This is a genomic window from Xenorhabdus khoisanae (assembly GCF_001037465.1).
Taxonomy (GTDB): Bacteria; Pseudomonadota; Gammaproteobacteria; order Enterobacterales; family Enterobacteriaceae; genus Xenorhabdus; species Xenorhabdus khoisanae.
The window spans coordinates 11,808-31,120 of record NZ_LFCV01000090.1 but is presented as its reverse complement, the minus strand read 5'-3'; the positions used below and the strand labels follow the sequence as shown (position 1 = coordinate 31,120).

The following is a 19,313-nucleotide window of genomic DNA, read 5'->3' as shown; positions in this document are numbered from 1 at the left end:
AAGGGAATTAAGCAGGGGCAAAGGATTTGCCCCAAACGTTCACGACACTATTTGCTGGTGGTCTTTGCTAGTGGTCTGCCCCATCATAATTGAATATAGGTAAACCAAGGCGATAACGGATAGCAATTAACCGAGCAGTTAAGCCTGCAATCAGTGTAATCAGGATCACGCCATTCGGATGCAGTGGAGTATGCAATAAGGCGATATAGAGCCAGGCTGCGGCAAAAGAGACGCCTGCGTAGATCTCTTTTTGAAATACCAACGGAATGGTATTGCAAAACATGTCGCGCAGTACACCGCCAAAAACCCCGGTAATTACGGCAGCAATGGCGGCGATAATAGGGCTGTAGTGCATTTCCAATGCAATTTGTGCACCAATGATGGAGAAGACAATTAAACCAATCGCATCAAGAATGAGAAATAAACGGCGTAGGTGTTTCATCATAGGGGCAACCCAGATAGTCAACACAGCAGCACAAGCAACGGTCACAATATACTCTGGATTTTTTACCCAGCCGAGAGGGTAATGGCCCAGAATAATATCGCGGACGGTGCCACCACCGATAGCCGTCACGGAAGCAATAATGATAACGCCGAATACATCCATCTTTCGACGACCTGCGGCTAATGCGCCTGTCATGGCTTCAGCCGTAATACCAATGATATAAAGGACACTTAGTAGCATAAATTTAATCAACTGGAATAACATAGAGGTAAAGAGTACTGTTGAAATAATAACGTCTCGACTGAAATTTTTTAGTCGAATCTGAATAAAATTAGTTTTTATTATCCGAAACCTCGCAAGATAAGGCAGGAAAATGGTTTTAAAGGAACGTCAGATTACATTCGACAATCGTAGCCATCAGATAACTAATATAAATATCTGGACTCCTGATAGCCAATGGTTAGTGTACGATGTTCGTCCGAGTAGTGCATTTTTTACGGGTTTAACGATAGAAAAAATTCATGTTGATAGCGGACAGACTGAAATTATCTATCAGGCACAGGATGGCGCTCATGTCGGTGTAGTGACTGTCAGTCCTCAGGAGCCAACTCGTTATGCCTTCATTCATGGCCCGGAAAAACCTGATGCGCATTGGCAATATGACTTTCACCATCGTCGTGGTGTGATTGTCTCAGATACTCTGCCGAACGTGGCGGTTAACATTGATGCGATGGACATTACCTCACCTTATACTGCGGGGGCTTTACGTGGTGGCACGCATGTTCACGTTTTCAGCCCTGATGGCAGTCGTTTGAGTTTCACCTATAACGACCATGTGATGCATGAATTAGATCCTGCTCTCGATTTACGTAATGTTGCGGTGGCCGTTCCATTAAGTGCCGTTATTTCAGCGAAAAAACATCCGAGAGAATATGACGGTAACTATTTTTCAGTTGTTGTTAGCCAGACTACCGCGCATCCGCGTCCCGGAAGTGATGACATCAATCGGGCTTATGAAGAGGGATGGATTGGGCAGCAGGGATACCTCAAAGATAATGGTCAACAGCAGCGCTGGGCATTGGCGTTTATTGGGGATACATGTGCTGAAAATGGTGAAAAAATAGCTGAAATTTATCTCGTTGATCTGCCTGAAAATGATAGCGATTATGCCATTGCAGGCAATCACCCTTTGGCTGGTACGGAAACAACATTACCCGCTCCGCCAGCGGGGGTGAAACAGCGACGTTTGACCTTTACCCATGATAAACGTTGGCCGGGTGTTGTGAATGTGCCCCGCCATTGGTTAAGGTCATCGCCGGATGGCAGTAAAATCGGTTTTCTGATGAGAGATGAAAAGGGAATTATCCAACTATGGCATATCTCCCCAAATGGGGGAGAGCCAATCCAGATAACCCACAGTAATAATAGCATACAATCTGCATTTAGCTGGGATAGCCGTGGTCGGTTTATTGCTTGTGTCTGTGACAATAGTGTCATGCTTTGTGATAGTCAGAATGGCGAAGTGCGGCGTTTGACAGAACGTACTGACGAAGCTCCCTCCGCAGATGCGATAGTGATATCACCGAATGATCGCTATGTTGCTTTTATGCGTGATATCGATGGTTACCGACAAATATTTATGGTTGAAACCGGCATTTGTTGAAACAGATATTATTACAATGGCATCGCTGGATAATGGCGATGCCTGACTAAAATGCTTATATATTCAATGAATTTCAAGATGCAGGGTGACGGCAAAAAAACGAATCCCCGGAAGTATGGCTGGCTATATTCCATTATTCACAATTTTGGGATCTAACTGCATAGAAGTTGAGTTTTCCTCCAGTTGCTCGATACGATGCTTAGGCGATTGTTCAGCGCCATTCTGATCGGAACGGGCATAATCATAAGGAAGCAGGAGCGTATCCAGAAAGGCAGAAAATGGAAGATCAATCGCGACCAGAGGTTTCATGACCCACCCGGTTTCGTCATCTGTTAACATGTCAATGTTGGATTTCGCTCCAGAATAATAACCTTGATAGGGGCCACTATGTGTCATAATGCTGGAACAGCCTGTGACAAGTAATAATCCCAATGTGGTACATAATAATGGAAGCATCTTACGGTTTTTCATCGTTTCCATGATCTCAATGAGTTAATTTGCCAATGTTTAGGTACTATTTGCTCTTTAACGCCACTTTTCCAAAGCATGAAGATAAACCTTGAATACTGTTTACCCCTTAATACTATTTACTATAGTCAGGTAATATTCAGTTTGCTATAGCATTTGTCGTTAAATTTAATAATTTTTTGTGACGGAAATTTTAATTCTGTTTTATAACTGTCCTTCAGGGCAGAAAATATTTATCTCCTCCAATTTATCAGCAATAAATAAAAAATTTTTAGGGTGATGTTTATTGAATAACGAGGTATGGATGTTTCATTGGAAAATAAAAACCCGCCCTGAATGAAACGTGGGCAATAAAGATGGGAAAAACATGTAATATGTGGTTTAAGCCACATATCTTCCTGTTAATTCATGCCAACATTTAATTGATAGTGTTGGTATTTATAAAGCATAAGGGAAAAGCGACAAACTTCCCAAATGTTAACCTTTGGTAAAGGAAGCGAGTCATGAGTGATATTGCACTGACAATGAGCTTGTTGGCACTGGCTGCCGCATTAGGGTTATGGATAGGTAATTGGCGAATATATGGTGTTGGTCTTGGGATTGGCGGCGTTTTGTTTGGCGGAATTATTGTCGGCCATTTCGCCCAGACATATTCGCTGTCACTCAGCAATGACATGCTGCACTTCATTCAGGAATTCGGCTTAATTCTATTTGTTTATACTATTGGTATTCAGGTCGGGCCGGGATTCTTTTCTTCTCTACGGGTCTCTGGCCTTAAATTAAATGGGTTTGCTCTCCTGATTGTCATTATTGGCGGTTTGGTTGCGGCTATTATTCATAAATTGTTTGATGTGCCTTTGCCGATTATTTTAGGGATTTTTTCCGGGGCAGTGACAAATACCCCATCGTTGGGAGCGGGTCAGCAAATTCTGGGGGATTTGGGGTCAGAACCTTCACTTATCAGTCAAATGGGCATGGGTTATGCCATGGCTTATCCAATGGGAATTTGCGGTATTTTGTTGGTTATGTGGCTGGTACGTCTTTTTTTCAGAATTAGTGTTGAACGGGAAGCGAAAGCATTTGATATCCAAAACAACCACAGTCGGGAAATGCTCCAGACAATGAATATTGCTGTGCGTAATCCGAATTTGGATGGGTTAATGATGCAAGATATCCCCTTGCTCAACAGTGATGACGTTGTGTGCTCCCGCTTGAAACGCGGTGAATTATTGATGGTGCCTCAGCCGACTACGGTGATCCAGAATGGAGATTTTCTTTATCTGGTAGGGCAGCGGGAAGAATTGAACCAAGTCCGGTTGGTGATTGGGGAAGAAGTTGATGTGTCGTTGTCTATCTCAAACAGCATTCTCCAATCGGTCAGAGTGGTGGTAACGAATGATGAGGTACTGAGCCAACGAATTGGGTCGCTCAATCTAAAACAGAAATATGATGTTGTTGTCACACGCCTCAATCGTGCAGGGATTGAACTGGTTGCCAGTAATAATGCCAGCTTACAGTTTGGCGATATCCTGAATATTGTCGGGCGTCCTGAATCTGTAGAAGCCGTCACAAGGCTATTGGGTAACTCGCAGCAAAAAATCCAGCAAGTTCAGATGCTTCCCGTATTTATTGGAATAGGGTTGGGCATTTTGCTGGGTTCCATTCCGTTGTTTATTCCTGGTTTTCCCGCCGCCTTACGTCTTGGATTAGCAGGTGGGCCTTTGGTGATTGCGCTGATTCTGGGGCGTATTGGCACGATTGGTAAACTCTATTGGTTTATGCCTCCCAGCGCGAATTTAGCACTGCGTGAATTGGGGATTGTCATGTTTCTTGCGGTTGTCGGGCTGAAATCCGGTGGCAATTTTATTAATACACTGGTGCATGGAGAAGGGTTGGCATGGATAGGCTATGGGGTATTGATAACGATCGTTCCCTTATTGATTGTGAGCTTGCTGGCACGCGTTGTTGCCAAAATGAATTACCTTAGCTTGTGTGGGATGTTGGCAGGGTCAATGACCGATCCTCCAGCGCTGGCTTTTGCCAATGCCATTCACAGTAACAGCGGGGCGGCTTCGTTGTCGTATGCGACGGTTTATCCACTGGCGATGTTTTTAAGGATTATGTCGCCCCAAATTTTGGCTGTTATTTTCTGGGCACTATAACTTAAATTAATGCCAGCTACTTAAGCATACTTACTTAATCCATTAAGTGTGCTTTAGATCACAGAATATGGCCTGACCATTCAAATTTGGCCTTAATTTGAGATAGTAGAGGTAATTTAAAGTGAAAAATTCCTGCTTATTCAATCCATTATATAAATATTTTTCTGGTTAAATATACTCAGTTCAGGGAAGGTGTATAAACAAGGATTGTTTTCCTTTCCTAATTGTGTGTGAAGAATTCTTTTGGGATTCTAATAACTACTGTCCTGTTCGCAGGTAAAAGTCCTCGTTATCATCTTGCTCCCTCCCCCCTAAATGAGGGAGCTTTTTTTTATTGTATTTCTGCTTCCTGCGTTATTCAGTGTTCTGCTTCTTTATGGGCTATTTCTATCTCTTCGGACAGAATGCGGATACCTTCTTCGATTTTTTCCACATCAGGCACATAGTTCATGCGCATACATTGATGGGCATGAGGCCAATGATGTTCCAGTCCCGGAAAGAAGAAATGCCCCGGCACCATCAGTACGTTTCTTTTTTTCAACCGTTGGTAAAGCACTTCTGTTGTGATTGGCAGGTTTTTAAACCAGAGCCAGAGGAATATTGCGCCTTCCGGTTTATGGATAAGACAACGATCTTCCGATATATGGCGACGAATGATTTCAATCACGTTGTCTACCCGTTGCTTATAAAACGGTTTAATGACGTTTTGTGATAGGCGAAACAGATCATTGCGTCTAATCATTTCCAGCGCGATAGCCGGCCCAACGCCACCCGGTGCTAGGCTGATAATGCCATTCATGTTACTGACTGCATTGATGATTTTCTCATTGGCGATGATAATTCCGCAGCGGGAACCCGGCAGGCCAAGTTTAGACAGGCTCATGCACAGAATGATATTGGGATTCCACAGAGGGGTCGCTTCACTAAAGACAATACCGGGGAATGGCACACCGTAGGCATTGTCGATCAACAGAGGAATCTGATGTTGTTGAGCCAGCCCATCCAAGCGCAATAATTCTTCGTCGGTGATAACGTTGCCCGTTGGGTTCGTTGGGCGGGAAACACAAATCAGGTTGATGTCTTCAGAAATATTGAGGTGGTCGAAATCAACGCGATATTTGAATTGACCATTAGGTAACAGTTCTATATTGGGTTTATTGGCGACAAATAGCCCTTCATCCAGACCCGAATCAGCGTAACCGATATATTCTGGCGCAAGAGGAAACAAAACTCGCTTCATTGAACCGTCTTCAGCACGCCCAGCCAGTAAGTTGAACAGATAGAAAAAGGCACTTTGGCTGCCGTTGGTTAGCGCAATATTTTGTGGGTGAATCTCCCAACCGAGTTTTTCTTGTAACTCCAGAGCCAAGGCTGTTATCAGGGTGTTTTTCCCCTGTGGCCCGTCATAGTTGCATAGGGTTTCGCTCAATTGACCGCTTGACGCCATATCAGTCAATATTTGTTGGAAATACTCATCCATTTCAGGAATATGAGCTGGATTACCCCCCCCTAACATAATTGCGCCAGGTGTTCTAAGGCCTTGGTTCAAATCATTCATCAGACGGGTAATTCCCGAATCTTGCGTAAATTTGTTTCCGAATTGCGAAAATTTCATAACGGTATTTGCGTCTGTTTTTTGTATGAGAAAAAGACACCATACCCCGCTCATTACTAGGGTGCAACGGGAAATATGGGTATTCAATGTTGCTATATATCGTATGCTGATTAGTGGTTGAATTTAAAAACTGGATATTTAGGATTTACCCAGTTTTTTATTTTAAGGTGATATTTTTGTTTATTTTTATGCACCAATTTTAATTTTTCTCTATAGGCCGCTAACTTCCGGCGTGAAAACTTATTTGCGGCACAGACAATTGACGAGGTGATCGTTTACCAGACCCGCCGCTTGCATAAAAGCATAGCAGGTAGTACTACCAATAAACTTAAATCCCCGTTTTTTCAGGGCAGTGGAAAGTGCGTCGGAAATGATGGTTTTGACAGGAACGTCTGCCAGAGTTTTCCAGTGATTAACTTGGGGAGAGTCGTCGACAAAGCGCCAGATAAATGCGCTGAAATCTTCACCTTGTTCGGCCATTTGCAGATAAGCACGGGCATTATGAATAATCGCATTGATTTTGGCGCGGTGACGCACAATAGCGGGCTCTTGCATTAGCCGCTCGACATCGGTGTCATCCATTCTGGCTATTTTGACGGGATCGAACTGATGGAAGCACTTTCTATAACCTTCCCGTTTTTTCAGGATAGTGAGCCATGATAAACCCGCCTGCTGCCCTTCAAGGCAAATCAGTTCGAAAAGCTGTTTGCTATCTTTCAGTGGGTTACCCCACTCATTGTCATGATAAGCCAGATATTCAGGATCGGATGTAACCCAACCGCAGCGAATCATTTCCTTGTTCATGAATCGAACTTCTCCTCAGGTGGTGATTAATAATTGCACCAATAATAACTGGATAAATATACAAGTAAAGTGGCTTGAATAAGATTTTTTTATACTGCGGCAAAATTGAGAGGCGATCAGTGCTGTATATCTTACAGTCAAAGGGTATACTGATCGCTTTCGTTTAAATTCATATGCATCGCGTGCGGATTCAACATGCAAAAGTTTGATACCAAAACCTTTCAGGGAATCATCCTGACATTACAGGATTACTGGGCGCGTCAAGGCTGTACCATTGTCCAACCACTGGATATGGAAGTCGGCGCTGGGACCTCTCATCCTATAACCTGTCTGCGTGCTTTGGGGCCAGAACCTATTGCAGCAGCTTATGTGCAACCTTCCCGTCGTCCAACTGACGGCCGTTATGGCGAAAACCCAAACCGCCTCCAGCACTACTACCAATTTCAGGTTATCATCAAGCCATCTCCGGAAAATATTCAGGAACTCTATCTTGGTTCCCTGAGAGAGCTGGGACTTGATCCTACCGTTCATGATATCCGTTTTGTTGAAGATAACTGGGAGAACCCAACCTTAGGTGCTTGGGGTTTAGGCTGGGAAGTCTGGCTGAACGGCATGGAAGTGACTCAGTTTACTTACTTCCAGCAGGTTGGTGGTCTTGAGTGTAAGCCAGTGACTGGCGAGATTACTTATGGCCTGGAACGTCTGGCGATGTACATTCAGGGCGTAGACAGTGTTTACGATTTGGTATGGAGCGATGGCCCGCTGGGTAAAACCACGTATGGCGACATTTACCACCAGAACGAAGTTGAGCAGTCAACTTACAACTTTGAACACGCCGATGTCGATTTCCTGTTTACCTGCTTTGAGCAATACGAAAAAGAAGCACAGGAACTACTGGCACTGGAGACTCCGTTGCCACTGCCGGCTTATGAGCGCATTCTAAAAGCCGGTCATACCTTCAACTTGCTGGATGCCCGTAAAGCAATTTCTGTGACTGAACGTCAGCGCTATATCCTGCGCATCCGTACCCTGACCAAAGCAGTTGCTGAAGCTTATTATGCCTCCCGTGAGGCGCTTGGCTTCCCTATGTGTAACAAAAAATAAGAGGCCATCATGACTCAACAGACTTTCCTTGTGGAAATCGGCACAGAAGAGCTGCCACCAAAGGCGCTGCGTTCACTGGCTGAATCCTTTGCGGCCAATTTTGAAGCAGAACTGAAAAACGCCAATCTGGGTCATGGTGAAGTTAGCTGGTTTGCTGCTCCTCGTCGTTTGGCGTTGAGAGTGGAAAATCTAGCTGCGGCACAGGCTGATCGCGAAGTTGAAAAACGTGGCCCTGCGATTGCTCAGGCATTTGATGCGGAAGGTAAACCCACCAAAGCGGCGGAAGGTTGGGCACGTGGTTGTGGTATCACCGTTGATCAGGCTGAACGCATGGTTACGGACAAAGGGGAATGGCTGCTTTATCGTGCTCAGGTCAAAGGCCGTGAGGCAAAAGAGCTGCTGGCGGATATGGTGAGCAGTTCTCTGAGCAAACTGCCGATTCCTAAATTAATGCGTTGGGGTGATAAAGAAACTCAATTTGTTCGCCCGGTGCATACGGTGACTCTGCTGCTGGGCAGCGAAGTGATCGAAGGCGAAATTCTGGGTATCAAATCTGATCGCATTATTCGTGGTCACCGTTTTATGGGTGAAGCGGAATTCGCCATTGAGAATGCAGAACAGTATCCGGCTATTTTGCAGGAGCGTGGTCGGGTTATCGCCGATTACGAAGCCCGTAAAGCGATAATCAGGCGTGATGCAGAACAAGCCGCAATGCAGCTTGGCGGTGCGGCTGATCTGAGTGACAGTTTGCTGGAAGAAGTGACTTCTCTGGTGGAATGGCCGGTCGTGCTGACAGCGAAATTCGAAGAAAAATTCCTTGAAGTTCCTGCGGAAGCGCTGGTTTATACCATGAAAGGCGACCAGAAATATTTCCCGGTTTATGACAAAGCGGGCAAATTGATGGCGAACTTTATTTTTGTTACCAATATTGAATCTTCTGATCCTCTGCAAATCATTTCAGGTAACGAAAAAGTTGTTCGTCCACGTCTGGCAGACGCAGAGTTTTTCTTCAAGACTGACCGTAAGCAGCGTCTGGAAGATAACTTGCCGCGTTTGGAAACTGTACTGTTCCAGAAACAACTGGGCACACTACGTGACAAAACGGATCGTATTCAGGCTCTGGCTGGCTGGATTGCTGAAAAAATCGGTGCTGATGTCAATCATGCGACGCGCGCGGGCTTATTGTCCAAATGTGACCTGATGACCAACATGGTGTTTGAGTTCACAGATACGCAGGGCGTCATGGGGATGCACTATGCTCGTCATGATGGAGAAGCTGAAGATGTGGCACTGGCACTGAATGAACAGTATCAGCCACGTTTCTCTGGAGATGAATTGCCATCTACCGGGGTTGCCTGTGCGGTTGCCATTGCAGATAAAATGGATACGTTGGCGGGGATCTTCGGTATTGGTCAGCATCCGAAAGGAGATAAAGACCCCTTTGCGTTGCGTCGTGCGGCACTGGGTGTTCTGCGCATTATCGTTGAGAAAAAACTGCCTCTCGACCTCCAGACTCTGACGGAAGAAGCGGTGCGTCTGTACGGTGACAAGCTGACCAACGAAAAAGTAGTGGATGATGTGGTTGAGTTTATGCTTGGTCGTTTCCGTGCCTGGTATCAGGAATTGGGCTATAGCGTTGATACCATTCAAGCGGTACTGGCGCGTCGTCCGACTCAGCCGGCAGATTTTGATGCCCGTATGAAAGCGGTAACGCATTTCCGTACTCTGGATGAAGCGGTTTCTCTGGCTGCTGCCAATAAACGTGTTTCCAACATTCTGGCAAAATCAGAAGAGCAGTTGAATGACGCGGTTCTTGCTTCCGTATTGAAAGCGGCAGAAGAGATCCAACTGGCAACACATCTGGTCGTATTGAAAGAAAAACTGGCTCCTCTGTTTGCTGAAGGCAACTATCAGGATGCATTGGTTGAATTGGCTTCCCTGCGTGAAGTGGTGGATGCGTTCTTCGACAATGTGATGGTGATGGATGAAGACAGCCAAGTTAGGGTCAACCGTTTGACGCTGTTAAGTGAATTGCGTGATCTGTTCCTGCGTGTCGCGGATATTTCACTGCTCCAGTAATTTTTGATTTATTGGTTCAGTGTATATCGCTCTGATGCAAAGCCTCGCCAACCAGAGCGGGGCTTTTTACTGCGTGCAATAGGCTACAAAGCGTGTGTTTTGGATGGATTATCATCAACTAATCACTTATCTTTAAAAAGGTATTGACGATTTGCGGCGCTGGCAGTAAGATGCGCTTCGTTTTCGGCGAGTAGCGCAGCTTGGTAGCGCAACTGGTTTGGGACCAGTGGGTCGGAGGTTCGAATCCTCTCTCGCCGACCAGCATTCTGAAACCCTGCTCTTATGAGCGGGGTTTTTTCTTTTGTGATTTCTTTCTTTGTGATAAAGAAACACTGAATCACACACTTCTTGGGTTTACAGCCGGGCATTGATTAATCAAATGCATATTCCGAAAAGATGCTACCAGCAGAAACCAACATTTATGTAAGTGGCTTAAATTGCTTAAATCCTGCATCTTCCTTTCATGCCAATTGGTTTAGCGAATGAAAGGGAATTCCCTTCAATTTGGTTATTGTATTAGGGCCGACAACAGCCAGTGCGCAGTGCATTGATTACGGGGATTGGTAATGGGCATGATTTTAAAAATGGTCGTCAACTGGCTGCATGGCTTGGTTTAACGCCATCACAGTACAGCAGTGGAGGAAGGTCCCGTTTGGGAAAATATCAGGAAAAAACAAACCGGCGTTGACTATCCGGTATACTGACTTTTTGTGTTGCTTCAGAAACCGGTCCGGTTATATCCATACCGGTTTCTGAAAATATTCTGATATCCAGTCATTCTGTCCACTCGGGCCGGAGGCCGTCTTCGTTATCGCAGAGGAAGGGATTCAGGAATTATTTTACGCTGTAGGCACAACGTTTGCTGCTGCTGGGCCTTTGGCGCCCTGCTCAATGGAGAACTCGACCTTCTGGCCTTCAAACAGAGTGCGGTAGTCGTCACTCTGGATAGCGGAGAAGTGCACGAACACATCCTTGCTTCCATCTGTAGGGGAGATAAAACCAAAACCTTTATCTGCATTAAACCATTTTACTAAACCAGTCATTTTATTAGACATGTGATATTTCCTTTTATTGAGCCTTTTAGGCGAATATGGCCTGTTTTACAGAAACTACTTAGCGCTTAATGTAGAAACTCAAAAAGAAGGGGATATCTGGGATAACGCCTGGAGATGAGAACTGCTTTAATAAACTGCTTTGTATGAGGTCTGTCTTTCAAACCGACGGGGCTATTAACGCATGGTCACGAATATTAAGCAAGCTTTATTTTAGCCATCTGGAAGTCTTCAATTGCTGCGCGACATGATAAAACTCCTTGCTTGAGGCAGTAGTGCGGTCTTTCAACGAAGCAACAGCCGACGATCTAAATAATAAAAGCCGTTTCATAAAGATCTTTCAAACATCTCCTGTATATCGCGATCAGCTTCGTAAAATTTGTCATCCATGCTCACATCATTTTCGAATCCTCCCGGTATTCTGTCCGATTGGTTAATAGGGACTAGCCGGACATAAGGTTTCCCAGATTTAGCGATAATAACAATCTCACCGTCAACGGCTTTATCTGCAAGTTGGCTCAAGTGTGTTTTCGCTTCGTGCATATTTTGCTTGAATAGGCATGTTTTTCCTCCATAAGCTAAACTAGCTAAGGTTATATTATAGTCAGATCTGGACGAAATATCATCATTAACATCCATCTAAGCAATATTCTGATAATTTCGAAAGAAGCTGTGCATAATGAATAATTAGTTTCCTCTATTAATTATGAGCTAATAAGCTAAATTAATGATTAAAACTGTTAACTTAACAAGTGATGTAATGAAATTTGCTTTAACCGTTTATATTTCAATTAATTCTTCTGAGTGGTTCGTATTCGAATCCTATGTATTACCACCTTTTCTATAACTCTTTCTGCTTATTATTTAAGTAATTGGTCACAAATTCAAAATTATAATCACCAGAGATTAATTCTTTGCATTGACCGAATTTTTAGTGGATTTGTCTATTTCATGTGCACGGCATCATATTTTTTAACCATTTTTGTTAAAAAATTTTTTCTTTTATGTTTTCCTAATGTTTCTGGCGTTATGTGTGATTATGTTGACGTCAGGCATAACAATTGCTTAATTGATAAACGAAAAACAATAAAACGGGCTGGGACAGTAGCATTTAGGAAGAAAACTCTGGGCTGGCTAAGACACAATGAACATCACAAACGGAGTTCAAGTAATGGCAATCTCCAAAAAAAAACAGTCCAGTTTATTGAAACTGGGAGCCGCCCTTGTCGCATTGGCTGTCACAGCCAGTATTCAGGCAAAAACGTTGGTTTACTGTTCTGAAGGCTCTCCTGAAGGCTTCAACCCGCAGTTATTCACCTCAGGTACAACTTATGATGCAACTTCCAGACAGATCTATAACCGTCTGGTGGATTTTAAAGCTGGTTCGACAACTATCATTCCCAGCTTATCTGAACGCTGGGATGTAAGTGAAGATGGCAAATCCTATACTTTCTATTTGCGTAAGGGGGTGAAATGGCATGGCAATAAGGTATTTAAACCCACTCGTGATTTTAATGCCGATGATGTGATTTTTACTTTTATGCGTCAGAAGGATAAAAATCACCCGTATCATCAGGTTTCTGGCGGCAGCTACGAATATTTCATTGGTATGGATATGGGTAACATCATCAATAAAATAGAAAAAATCGATGATTATACCGTTCGCTTTGTGTTGTCACGTCCTGAAGCGCCTTTCATAGCTAATTTAGCGATGGATTTCGCTTCTATCCTGTCCAAAGAATATGCTGATGTGATGTTGAAAGTGGGAACGCCAGAGAAAGTTGACCTGGACCCAATTGGTACTGGTCCATTCCAGCTTATGCAATATCAGAAAGATTCACGCATTCTCTATAAAGCATTTAAAGATTACTGGGAAGGACCAGCGAAAATTGATCGCCTGGTGTTCTCCATTACTCCTGATGCTTCTGTTCGCTATGCAAAATTGCAGAAAAACGAATGCCAGATCATGCCATATCCAAATCCGGCAGATATATCCCGCATGAAGCAGGATAAAAACATTACTGTGATGGAGCAGGCTGGCTTGAACGTGGGATACCTTTCTTTCAATGTCACCAAGCAGCCACTGGATAACCTGAAAGTGCGTCAGGCGCTGACAATGGCAGTGAACAAAGACGCCATCATTGAGGCTGTGTATCAGGGAGCTGGGCAGAAAGCAAAAAATCTGATCCCTCCGACAATGTGGGGCTACGATAAAGATATTAAAGATTACGCCTATGATCCCGACAAGGCTAAGGAACTGTTGAAAGAGGCAGGTTTCCCGAATGGTTTTGAAACTGATCTGTGGGCAATGCCGGTACAGCGCCCATATAACCCAAATGCCCGTCGCATGGCGGAAATAATTCAGGCCGACTGGGCGAAAATTGGTGTTAAGGCCAAGATTGTCAGTTATGAATGGGGTGAATACCTGAAACGGGCCAAAGATGGCGAGCCGAAAACCGTGATGATGGGATGGACAGGGGATAACGGTGATCCTGATAACTTCTTCGGCACCCTATTTAGTTGTGCGGCTAAAGAGAAAGGCTCTAACTATTCAAAATGGTGTTACAAGCCATTTGAGGATGTTATTCAGCCAGCGCGCGAAACCGCTGATGTCAATAAGCGCACAGAACTTTATAAGCAGGCGCAGGTTGTGATGCATGAGCAGGCCCCAGCATTAATCATTGCCCACTCTACGGTTTATGAGCCAATCCGTAAAGAGGTGAAAGGATATGAGGTTGATCCGCTCGGCAGACACCTTTTCTACAACGTTGAACTCAAATAATTCTTGCTATTGAGCTGTTGTGATTAACCATCCCCCAGATTTTTCTGCGGGGATGGTTTTGCTTCTCTGATGGGCAAGTAAACACGTGTATCACACCAAGCGGCCTGAAGAGCCGTAACTGGTATTTAAAAAGAGAATTCAGGATATGCTGCAATTTATCCTCCGACGTTTGGGATTAGTGATCCCGACGTTTATTGGTATTACGCTGCTGACGTTCGCTTTCGTGCATATGATTCCCGGTGATCCCGTGCTGATTATGGCGGGAGAACGCGGTATGTCTGCTGAGCGACACGCCCAATTAATGGCTGAAATGGGGTTGGATAAACCTCTCTGGGAACAATATCTTCATTATATCAATGGCGTACTGCATGGTGATTTGGGCATTTCCCTGAAAAGTCGCATTCCGGTGTGGGATGAATTTGTTCCACGGTTTAAAGCGACTTTCGAATTGGGATTCTGTGCCATGCTATTTGCCATCTCCGTGGGTATTCCTGTCGGGGTATTGGCGGCGGTCAAACGGGGTTCTGTTTTTGATCACACCGCGATTGGTCTGTCTCTGACTGGTTACTCCATGCCAATTTTCTGGTGGGGGATCATGCTGATTATGTTGGTTTCCGTCCAGTGGGATCTCACCCCTGTTTCCGGCCGAATAAGCGATAGCGTATTTCTTGATGACAGCAATCCCCTGACGGGATTTATGCTGATTGATACGCTGATTTGGGGAGAAGAAGGGGACTTTGTTGATGCCGTGATGCATATGGTTCTGCCGGCGATTGTGCTGGGGACGATCCCGTTGGCGGTGATTGTGCGTATGACCCGTTCCTCCATGCTGGAAGTGTTGGGTGAAGATTATATCCGTACCGCTCGTGCAAAAGGTTTGAGTCGTATCCGTGTCATTATCGTTCATGCGTTGCGTAACGCGTTGTTACCGGTGGTGACGGTAATCGGCCTGCAAGTGGGCATTATGCTGGCGGGGGCAATTCTGACCGAAACTATTTTTTCGTGGCCGGGATTGGGACGCTGGCTGATTGATGCTTTGCAGCGTCGTGACTATCCGGTGGTGCAGGGTGGAGTATTGCTGGCTGCGACGATGATCATTCTGGTCAACCTGGTGGTTGATTTGCTGTATGGCGTCGTCAATCCGCGTATTCGTCATAATAAATAAGGAGCACATGATGACTCAAACAACTGAGACAGTGGTATCGGGTGCGCCAAAATTGATGACGCCGATGCAGGAGTTCTGGCATTACTTTAAACGTAATAAAGGTGCAGTGGTTGGCCTTGTCTATGTTGTCCTGATGTTGCTGGTTGCATTGTTGGCGGGAATATTGGCACCACACGGCCCGGCAGAACAGTTTCGTGACGCTTTACTGACCCCGCCGGTATGGCAGGAAGGTGGAAGCTGGCATTTTATCCTCGGTACCGATGATGTTGGACGCGACATTTTATCCCGCCTGATGTATGGCTCACGGCTCTCATTGCTGGTGGGCTGTCTGGTCGTAGTAATGTCATTGCTGATGGGGATTACGCTGGGAGTGCTGGCGGGGTATTTCGGCGGTATTGTGGATACCATTATCATGCGTATCGTCGATATTATGCTGGCTTTGCCAAGCCTGTTGCTGGCATTAGTATTGGTTGCGATCTTTGGCCCATCCATTGTTAATGCGTCACTGGCTCTGACTTTTGTCGCCTTGCCTCATTATATCCGCCTAACGAGGGCAGCCGTGTTGGTTGAAGTCAACCGCGATTACGTGACGGCCTCTCAAGTGGCTGGCGCGGGAGCCATGCGACAGATGTTCATCAATATCCTGCCAAACTGCCTTGCACCGTTAATTGTGCAGGCGTCATTAGGGTTTTCAAACGCCATTCTCGATATGGCCGCCTTAGGATTTCTGGGGATGGGGGCACAGCCACCAACGCCAGAATGGGGAACCATGTTGGCGGATGTTTTGCAATTTGCCCAGAGTGCATGGTGGGTTGTGACCTTTCCGGGGGTGGCAATTCTATTGACGGTACTGGCGTTTAACCTGATGGGAGACGGGTTGCGTGACGCACTCGATCCTAAGCTCAAGCAGTAGGGGTATTGTGAAATGGCATTGTTGAATGTAGACCAATTATCGGTGCACTTCGGGGATGAAGATGCGCCTTTCCGCGCCGTTGACCGTATCAGCTACAGTGTCGAGCAGGGAGAGGTTGTCGGGATTGTAGGGGAATCAGGTTCAGGTAAGTCAGTCAGTTCATTGGCAATTATGGGGCTGATTGATTATCCGGGTAGGGTCATGGCTAAGAAAATGGAATTCAATGGTCGTGATCTGACTAAAATCTCAGAAAGAGAGCGCCGCCAGTTGGTGGGGGCGGAAGTGGCGATGATTTTCCAAGATCCCATGACCAGCCTTAACCCGTGCTACACCGTCGGCTATCAGATTATGGAAGCGCTGAAAGTACATCAGGGCGGTAATCGAAAAACCCGGCATCAGCGGGCAATCGATTTATTGACACAAGTGGGTATTCCCGATCCGGCTTCCCGTCTGGAAGTTTATCCACACCAATTGTCGGGCGGGATGAGCCAGCGCGTGATGATAGCCATGGCTATCGCCTGCCGTCCGAAACTCCTGATTGCCGATGAACCTACAACGGCACTGGATGTCACGATTCAGGCGCAAATCATCGAATTGCTGCTGGAGTTGCAGCGGCAGGAAAACATGGCATTACTTTTGATCACGCATGATTTGGCGTTAGTCGCAGAAGCAGCTCACCATATCATTGTGATGTATGCCGGTCAGGTCGTTGAAATTGGCAAAGCAACGGAAATCTTCCGCGCGCCGCGCCATCCTTATACACAGGCATTACTGCGGGCATTGCCGGAATTTGCGGTGGATAAATCCCGCTTGGCATCGTTGCCCGGTGTTGTTCCCGGAAAATATGATCGCCCAACAGGATGTCTGCTTAATCCTCGTTGTCCTTATGCCAATGAACATTGCCATAAGGAGGAACCTCCATTGAAATCAGTGGGGAGTCGTCAGGTTAAATGCCATATGCCGCTGGATGATGGGGGGAGGCCGACAGTATGAGTGTCCAACAAAACTATATAGATGAAAACCTCGTAGATGAAAACCTCGTAGATGGAAACCATGTACAAGCAAATCATGTACGGGAAACAATGACAGTGCCTTTGCTGAAAGCCACTGAGTTGAAGAAATATTATCCGGTGAAAACGGGCTTATTCTCACCTGAGCGCATGGTTAAGGCATTGGATGGTGTTTCATTTGAGCTGGAGAAAGGCAAAACGCTGGCCGTTGTCGGGGAGTCAGGATGTGGAAAATCCACGCTGGGTCGCTTACTGACCATGATTGAAAAACCGACCGATGGGGAGCTTTATTATCTGGGGCAGGATCTATTAGTGCCAAATAAAGAAGCAGAGAAACTGCGTCGCCAGAAAATCCAAATCGTATTCCAAAACCCTTATGCCTCCTTGAATCCCCGTAAAAAAGTGGGTCAGATTCTGGAGGAACCGTTGCAGATTAATACCTCGCTTACGGCATCTGATCGCAAGGAAAAAGTCTTGCAAATGATGGATAAAGTGGGGTTGAAGCATGAACATTATTCGCGTTATCCCCATATGTTTTCGGGTGGGCAGCGTCAACGGATTGCTATTGCTCGTGGGTTGATGTTAAACCCTGATGTTGTGATTGCGGATGAACCCGTTTCTGCGCTGGATGTTTCGGTGAGGGCACAGGTTTTAAACTTGATGATGGACTTGCAGCAGGATTTGGGATTATCTTACGTTTTTATATCCCACGATCTTTCGGTCGTTGAGCATATTGCAGATGAAGTGATGGTCATGTATTTGGGGCGCTGCGTTGAAAAAGGCAGTAAGCATATGATTTTCAATAATCCGCGCCATCCTTATACACAGGCGTTGTTGTCTGCAACGCCTCGCCTGAACCCTGAATTGCGTCGTGAGCGTATTAAGCTGACGGGAGAATTACCCAGCCCGATGAATCCACCTCCGGGGTGTGCGTTTGCGGCCCGTTGCCGTCGTGCATTTAGCTCATGTCACCAATTCCAGCCTAAGTTAAAGCAATATGGCGAACAACTGATCGCGTGTTTCGCAGTCGAACAGGATGAAAAACCATCCGCCTAATTGACCAGACCGTGGTATAACGTGTAAACATAGCAGTACGTTATGTAATTACATGAAAGAGCACAATCGTTATATCCCGGTCATTTTCTACTTTGAATTCATCAAAATAAGACGACCGCAAGTAAAATCAAGTATACTCAGTCACATTATTAAGGTGTACTAGCCAGTCTTTTCACAATTATCGGTTAGGATAAGATGAAGTTGCGTGTCAAACGTTCGTTAACTATTAAACAAATGGCCGCAGTGACAGGAGTCACTTTGGTAACTATTGCCATTTTCATCACTATCCAGCTATCTCACCTATTGCAGCAGCGGAAAGATGATTACATCAGCCAGCTTAATAACGCGGCTGTGCAAATCCAAACTCCTTTGACGGAAGCGCTGCTGAGTTCAGATCTCAATAAAGCAAAAGCATTGTTGATTGGGCTAAAGACCTCAGGCATTCTGGGTCGGGCCGATGTGGTATTACCTAATAACGTTCGGGTGATGAGTCTGGATTTTGCAACTCATCGTCCTATACCTGAGTTGGCAAAGCAGGTTTTTGGCATTCCTGTTGAGGTCAATATCCCGCTATATGTTTATGGAGTTTCACCAAAAACCGCAGAATCTCAGGGACATCTCATTTTGCAGGTCGATTCCAACCGAGTATACCGTTTTGCTTTGAATACACTTGCATTAATGTTGACAACCTATTTATTGCTCGCACTTATTCTTACAGTATCGATAAGCTGGTGTGTGAACCGCATTATTATCCATCCACTACGCTATATTGCGCGGGAACTGAATGAAGAACAGCCACCAGAGCCTATGTCTTGCCCTAAAAGCCATCAGGATGATGAGCTGGGGTTACTGGTAAAAGGCTATAATCGTCAGGTTAATAAGCAGAAACGCCATCAAAATGAAACCTTACAAGATGAATAATGGTCTAATCCTTGGTGATAATATCTAGATATTTCTGATTGTCTCAGGTTTTGAAGGATAAAACTAAACAGGTA

16 protein-coding genes, 1 tRNA gene and 1 pseudogene are annotated in these 19,313 nt (G+C 45.3%); 12 read left to right on the top strand and 6 right to left on the bottom strand.

The window, feature by feature from the left end:
- Positions 1–67 precede the first annotated feature (67 nt).
- Positions 68–685: a trimeric intracellular cation channel family protein gene (locus tag AB204_RS13600; protein ID WP_047963924.1), complete on the bottom strand. Its 618-nt coding sequence runs from the start codon at positions 683–685 to the stop codon at positions 68–70.
- Between the two features lie 133 nt (positions 686–818).
- Between AB204_RS13600 and AB204_RS13595 the strand changes: the two genes are divergently transcribed.
- Positions 819–2,108, top strand: a complete 1,290-nt coding sequence (locus AB204_RS13595; protein WP_047963908.1) for a DUF3748 domain-containing protein — start codon at positions 819–821, stop codon at positions 2,106–2,108.
- Positions 2,109–2,231: 123 nt separating this feature from the next.
- Here the strand turns inward: AB204_RS13595 and AB204_RS13590 are convergent, their stop codons facing one another.
- Positions 2,232–2,579: a YceK/YidQ family lipoprotein gene (locus AB204_RS13590; RefSeq protein WP_047963907.1), complete on the bottom strand. Its 348-nt coding sequence runs from the start codon at positions 2,577–2,579 to the stop codon at positions 2,232–2,234.
- 500 nt (positions 2,580–3,079) lie between these two features.
- Here AB204_RS13590 and AB204_RS13585 point away from each other — a divergent pair, with 500 nt between their 5' ends.
- Positions 3,080–4,738, top strand: a complete 1,659-nt coding sequence (locus AB204_RS13585) for a putative transporter (RefSeq protein ID WP_047963906.1) — start codon at positions 3,080–3,082, stop codon at positions 4,736–4,738.
- A 358-nt stretch (positions 4,739–5,096) separates the two neighbouring features.
- On the opposite strand, the gene AB204_RS13580 is transcribed toward AB204_RS13585, so the two are convergent.
- Together AB204_RS13580 and AB204_RS13575 are read right to left on the bottom strand one after the other, a co-directional pair.
- Positions 5,097–6,353 (bottom strand): valine--pyruvate transaminase, encoded by a 1,257-nt coding sequence (locus AB204_RS13580; RefSeq protein ID WP_047963905.1) that lies wholly within the window; start codon positions 6,351–6,353, stop codon positions 5,097–5,099.
- A gap of 240 nt (positions 6,354–6,593) precedes the next feature.
- Positions 6,594–7,145 (bottom strand): DNA-3-methyladenine glycosylase I, encoded by a 552-nt coding sequence (locus AB204_RS13575; RefSeq protein WP_200898239.1) that lies wholly within the window; start codon positions 7,143–7,145, stop codon positions 6,594–6,596.
- A 207-nt stretch (positions 7,146–7,352) separates the two neighbouring features.
- Here AB204_RS13575 and glyQ point away from each other — a divergent pair, with 207 nt between their 5' ends.
- The 4 genes and pseudogenes from glyQ to AB204_RS21475 all read left to right on the top strand — a co-directional run.
- Positions 7,353–8,261, top strand: coding sequence for a glycine--tRNA ligase subunit alpha (gene glyQ / locus AB204_RS13570; protein WP_047963903.1), 909 nt, complete (start codon positions 7,353–7,355; stop codon positions 8,259–8,261).
- A gap of 9 nt (positions 8,262–8,270) precedes the next feature.
- Positions 8,271–10,340 (top strand): glycine--tRNA ligase subunit beta, encoded by a 2,070-nt coding sequence (gene glyS / locus AB204_RS13565; protein ID WP_047963902.1) that lies wholly within the window; start codon positions 8,271–8,273, stop codon positions 10,338–10,340.
- Positions 10,341–10,524: 184 nt separating this feature from the next.
- Positions 10,525–10,601: transfer RNA gene (locus AB204_RS13560), tRNA-Pro, on the top strand.
- Positions 10,602–10,881: 280 nt separating this feature from the next.
- Positions 10,882–11,022, top strand: a pseudogene (locus AB204_RS21475) (transposase); the annotation flags it as partial.
- Positions 11,023–11,179: 157 nt separating this feature from the next.
- On the opposite strand, the gene cspG reads toward AB204_RS21475, so the two are convergent.
- The gene (gene cspG / locus AB204_RS13555) at positions 11,180–11,395 is read right to left on the bottom strand and encodes a cold shock protein CspG (RefSeq protein ID WP_047963901.1); all 216 of its coding nucleotides are present in this window, start codon (positions 11,393–11,395) and stop codon (positions 11,180–11,182) included.
- Between the two features lie 324 nt (positions 11,396–11,719).
- Positions 11,720–12,031, bottom strand: coding sequence for a type II toxin-antitoxin system Phd/YefM family antitoxin (locus AB204_RS13550; RefSeq protein ID WP_458864241.1), 312 nt, complete (start codon positions 12,029–12,031; stop codon positions 11,720–11,722).
- A 532-nt stretch (positions 12,032–12,563) separates the two neighbouring features.
- On the opposite strand from AB204_RS13550, the gene dppA reads away from it, so the two are divergent.
- The 6 genes from dppA to AB204_RS13520 all read left to right on the top strand — a co-directional run bounded on the left by dppA (position 12,564) and on the right by AB204_RS13520 (position 19,239).
- A complete protein-coding gene (gene dppA / locus AB204_RS13545) occupies positions 12,564–14,174 on the top strand; it encodes a dipeptide ABC transporter periplasmic-binding protein DppA (RefSeq protein WP_047963899.1) in 1,611 nt (536 codons plus the stop codon).
- A 145-nt stretch (positions 14,175–14,319) separates the two neighbouring features.
- A complete protein-coding gene (dppB, locus tag AB204_RS13540; RefSeq protein WP_047963898.1) occupies positions 14,320–15,339 on the top strand; it encodes a dipeptide ABC transporter permease DppB in 1,020 nt (339 codons plus the stop codon).
- A 10-nt stretch (positions 15,340–15,349) separates the two neighbouring features.
- Positions 15,350–16,252: a dipeptide ABC transporter permease DppC gene (dppC, locus tag AB204_RS13535; RefSeq protein ID WP_047963897.1), complete on the top strand. Its 903-nt coding sequence runs from the start codon at positions 15,350–15,352 to the stop codon at positions 16,250–16,252.
- 12 nt (positions 16,253–16,264) lie between these two features.
- Entirely contained in the window at positions 16,265–17,245 is a 981-nt protein-coding gene (gene dppD, locus AB204_RS13530; protein WP_047963896.1) for a dipeptide ABC transporter ATP-binding protein, read from the top strand.
- An 89-nt stretch (positions 17,246–17,334) separates the two neighbouring features.
- On the top strand, positions 17,335–18,318 hold the full coding sequence (gene dppF, locus AB204_RS13525; protein ID WP_047963923.1) for a dipeptide ABC transporter ATP-binding subunit DppF: 984 nt from the start codon (positions 17,335–17,337) through the stop codon (positions 18,316–18,318).
- A gap of 195 nt (positions 18,319–18,513) precedes the next feature.
- On the top strand, positions 18,514–19,239 hold the full coding sequence (locus AB204_RS13520; RefSeq protein WP_047963895.1) for a HAMP domain-containing protein: 726 nt from the start codon (positions 18,514–18,516) through the stop codon (positions 19,237–19,239).
- Positions 19,240–19,313: the final 74 nt, after the last annotated feature.

What these genes read in the sequence shown, in the direction of transcription:
- AB204_RS13600 (WP_047963924.1), bottom strand. Translation starts at nt 685, where the DNA reads ATGCTACTAAGTGTCCTTTATATCATTGGTATTACGGCTGAAGCCATG.
- AB204_RS13595 (WP_047963908.1), top strand. Translation starts at nt 819, where the DNA reads ATGGTTTTAAAGGAACGTCAGATTACATTCGACAATCGTAGCCATCAG.
- AB204_RS13590 (WP_047963907.1), bottom strand. Translation starts at nt 2,579, where the DNA reads ATGAAAAACCGTAAGATGCTTCCATTATTATGTACCACATTGGGATTA.
- AB204_RS13585 (WP_047963906.1), top strand. Translation starts at nt 3,080, where the DNA reads ATGAGTGATATTGCACTGACAATGAGCTTGTTGGCACTGGCTGCCGCA.
- AB204_RS13580 (WP_047963905.1), bottom strand. Translation starts at nt 6,353, where the DNA reads ATGAAATTTTCGCAATTCGGAAACAAATTTACGCAAGATTCGGGAATT.
- AB204_RS13575 (WP_200898239.1), bottom strand. Translation starts at nt 7,145, where the DNA reads ATGATTCGCTGCGGTTGGGTTACATCCGATCCTGAATATCTGGCTTAT.
- glyQ (WP_047963903.1), top strand. Translation starts at nt 7,353, where the DNA reads ATGCAAAAGTTTGATACCAAAACCTTTCAGGGAATCATCCTGACATTA.
- glyS (WP_047963902.1), top strand. Translation starts at nt 8,271, where the DNA reads ATGACTCAACAGACTTTCCTTGTGGAAATCGGCACAGAAGAGCTGCCA.
- cspG (WP_047963901.1), bottom strand. Translation starts at nt 11,395, where the DNA reads ATGTCTAATAAAATGACTGGTTTAGTAAAATGGTTTAATGCAGATAAA.
- AB204_RS13550 (WP_458864241.1), bottom strand. Translation starts at nt 12,031, where the DNA reads ATGGATGTTAATGATGATATTTCGTCCAGATCTGACTATAATATAACC.
- dppA (WP_047963899.1), top strand. Translation starts at nt 12,564, where the DNA reads ATGGCAATCTCCAAAAAAAAACAGTCCAGTTTATTGAAACTGGGAGCC.
- dppB (WP_047963898.1), top strand. Translation starts at nt 14,320, where the DNA reads ATGCTGCAATTTATCCTCCGACGTTTGGGATTAGTGATCCCGACGTTT.
- dppC (WP_047963897.1), top strand. Translation starts at nt 15,350, where the DNA reads ATGACTCAAACAACTGAGACAGTGGTATCGGGTGCGCCAAAATTGATG.
- dppD (WP_047963896.1), top strand. Translation starts at nt 16,265, where the DNA reads ATGGCATTGTTGAATGTAGACCAATTATCGGTGCACTTCGGGGATGAA.
- dppF (WP_047963923.1), top strand. Translation starts at nt 17,335, where the DNA reads ATGACAGTGCCTTTGCTGAAAGCCACTGAGTTGAAGAAATATTATCCG.
- AB204_RS13520 (WP_047963895.1), top strand. Translation starts at nt 18,514, where the DNA reads ATGAAGTTGCGTGTCAAACGTTCGTTAACTATTAAACAAATGGCCGCA.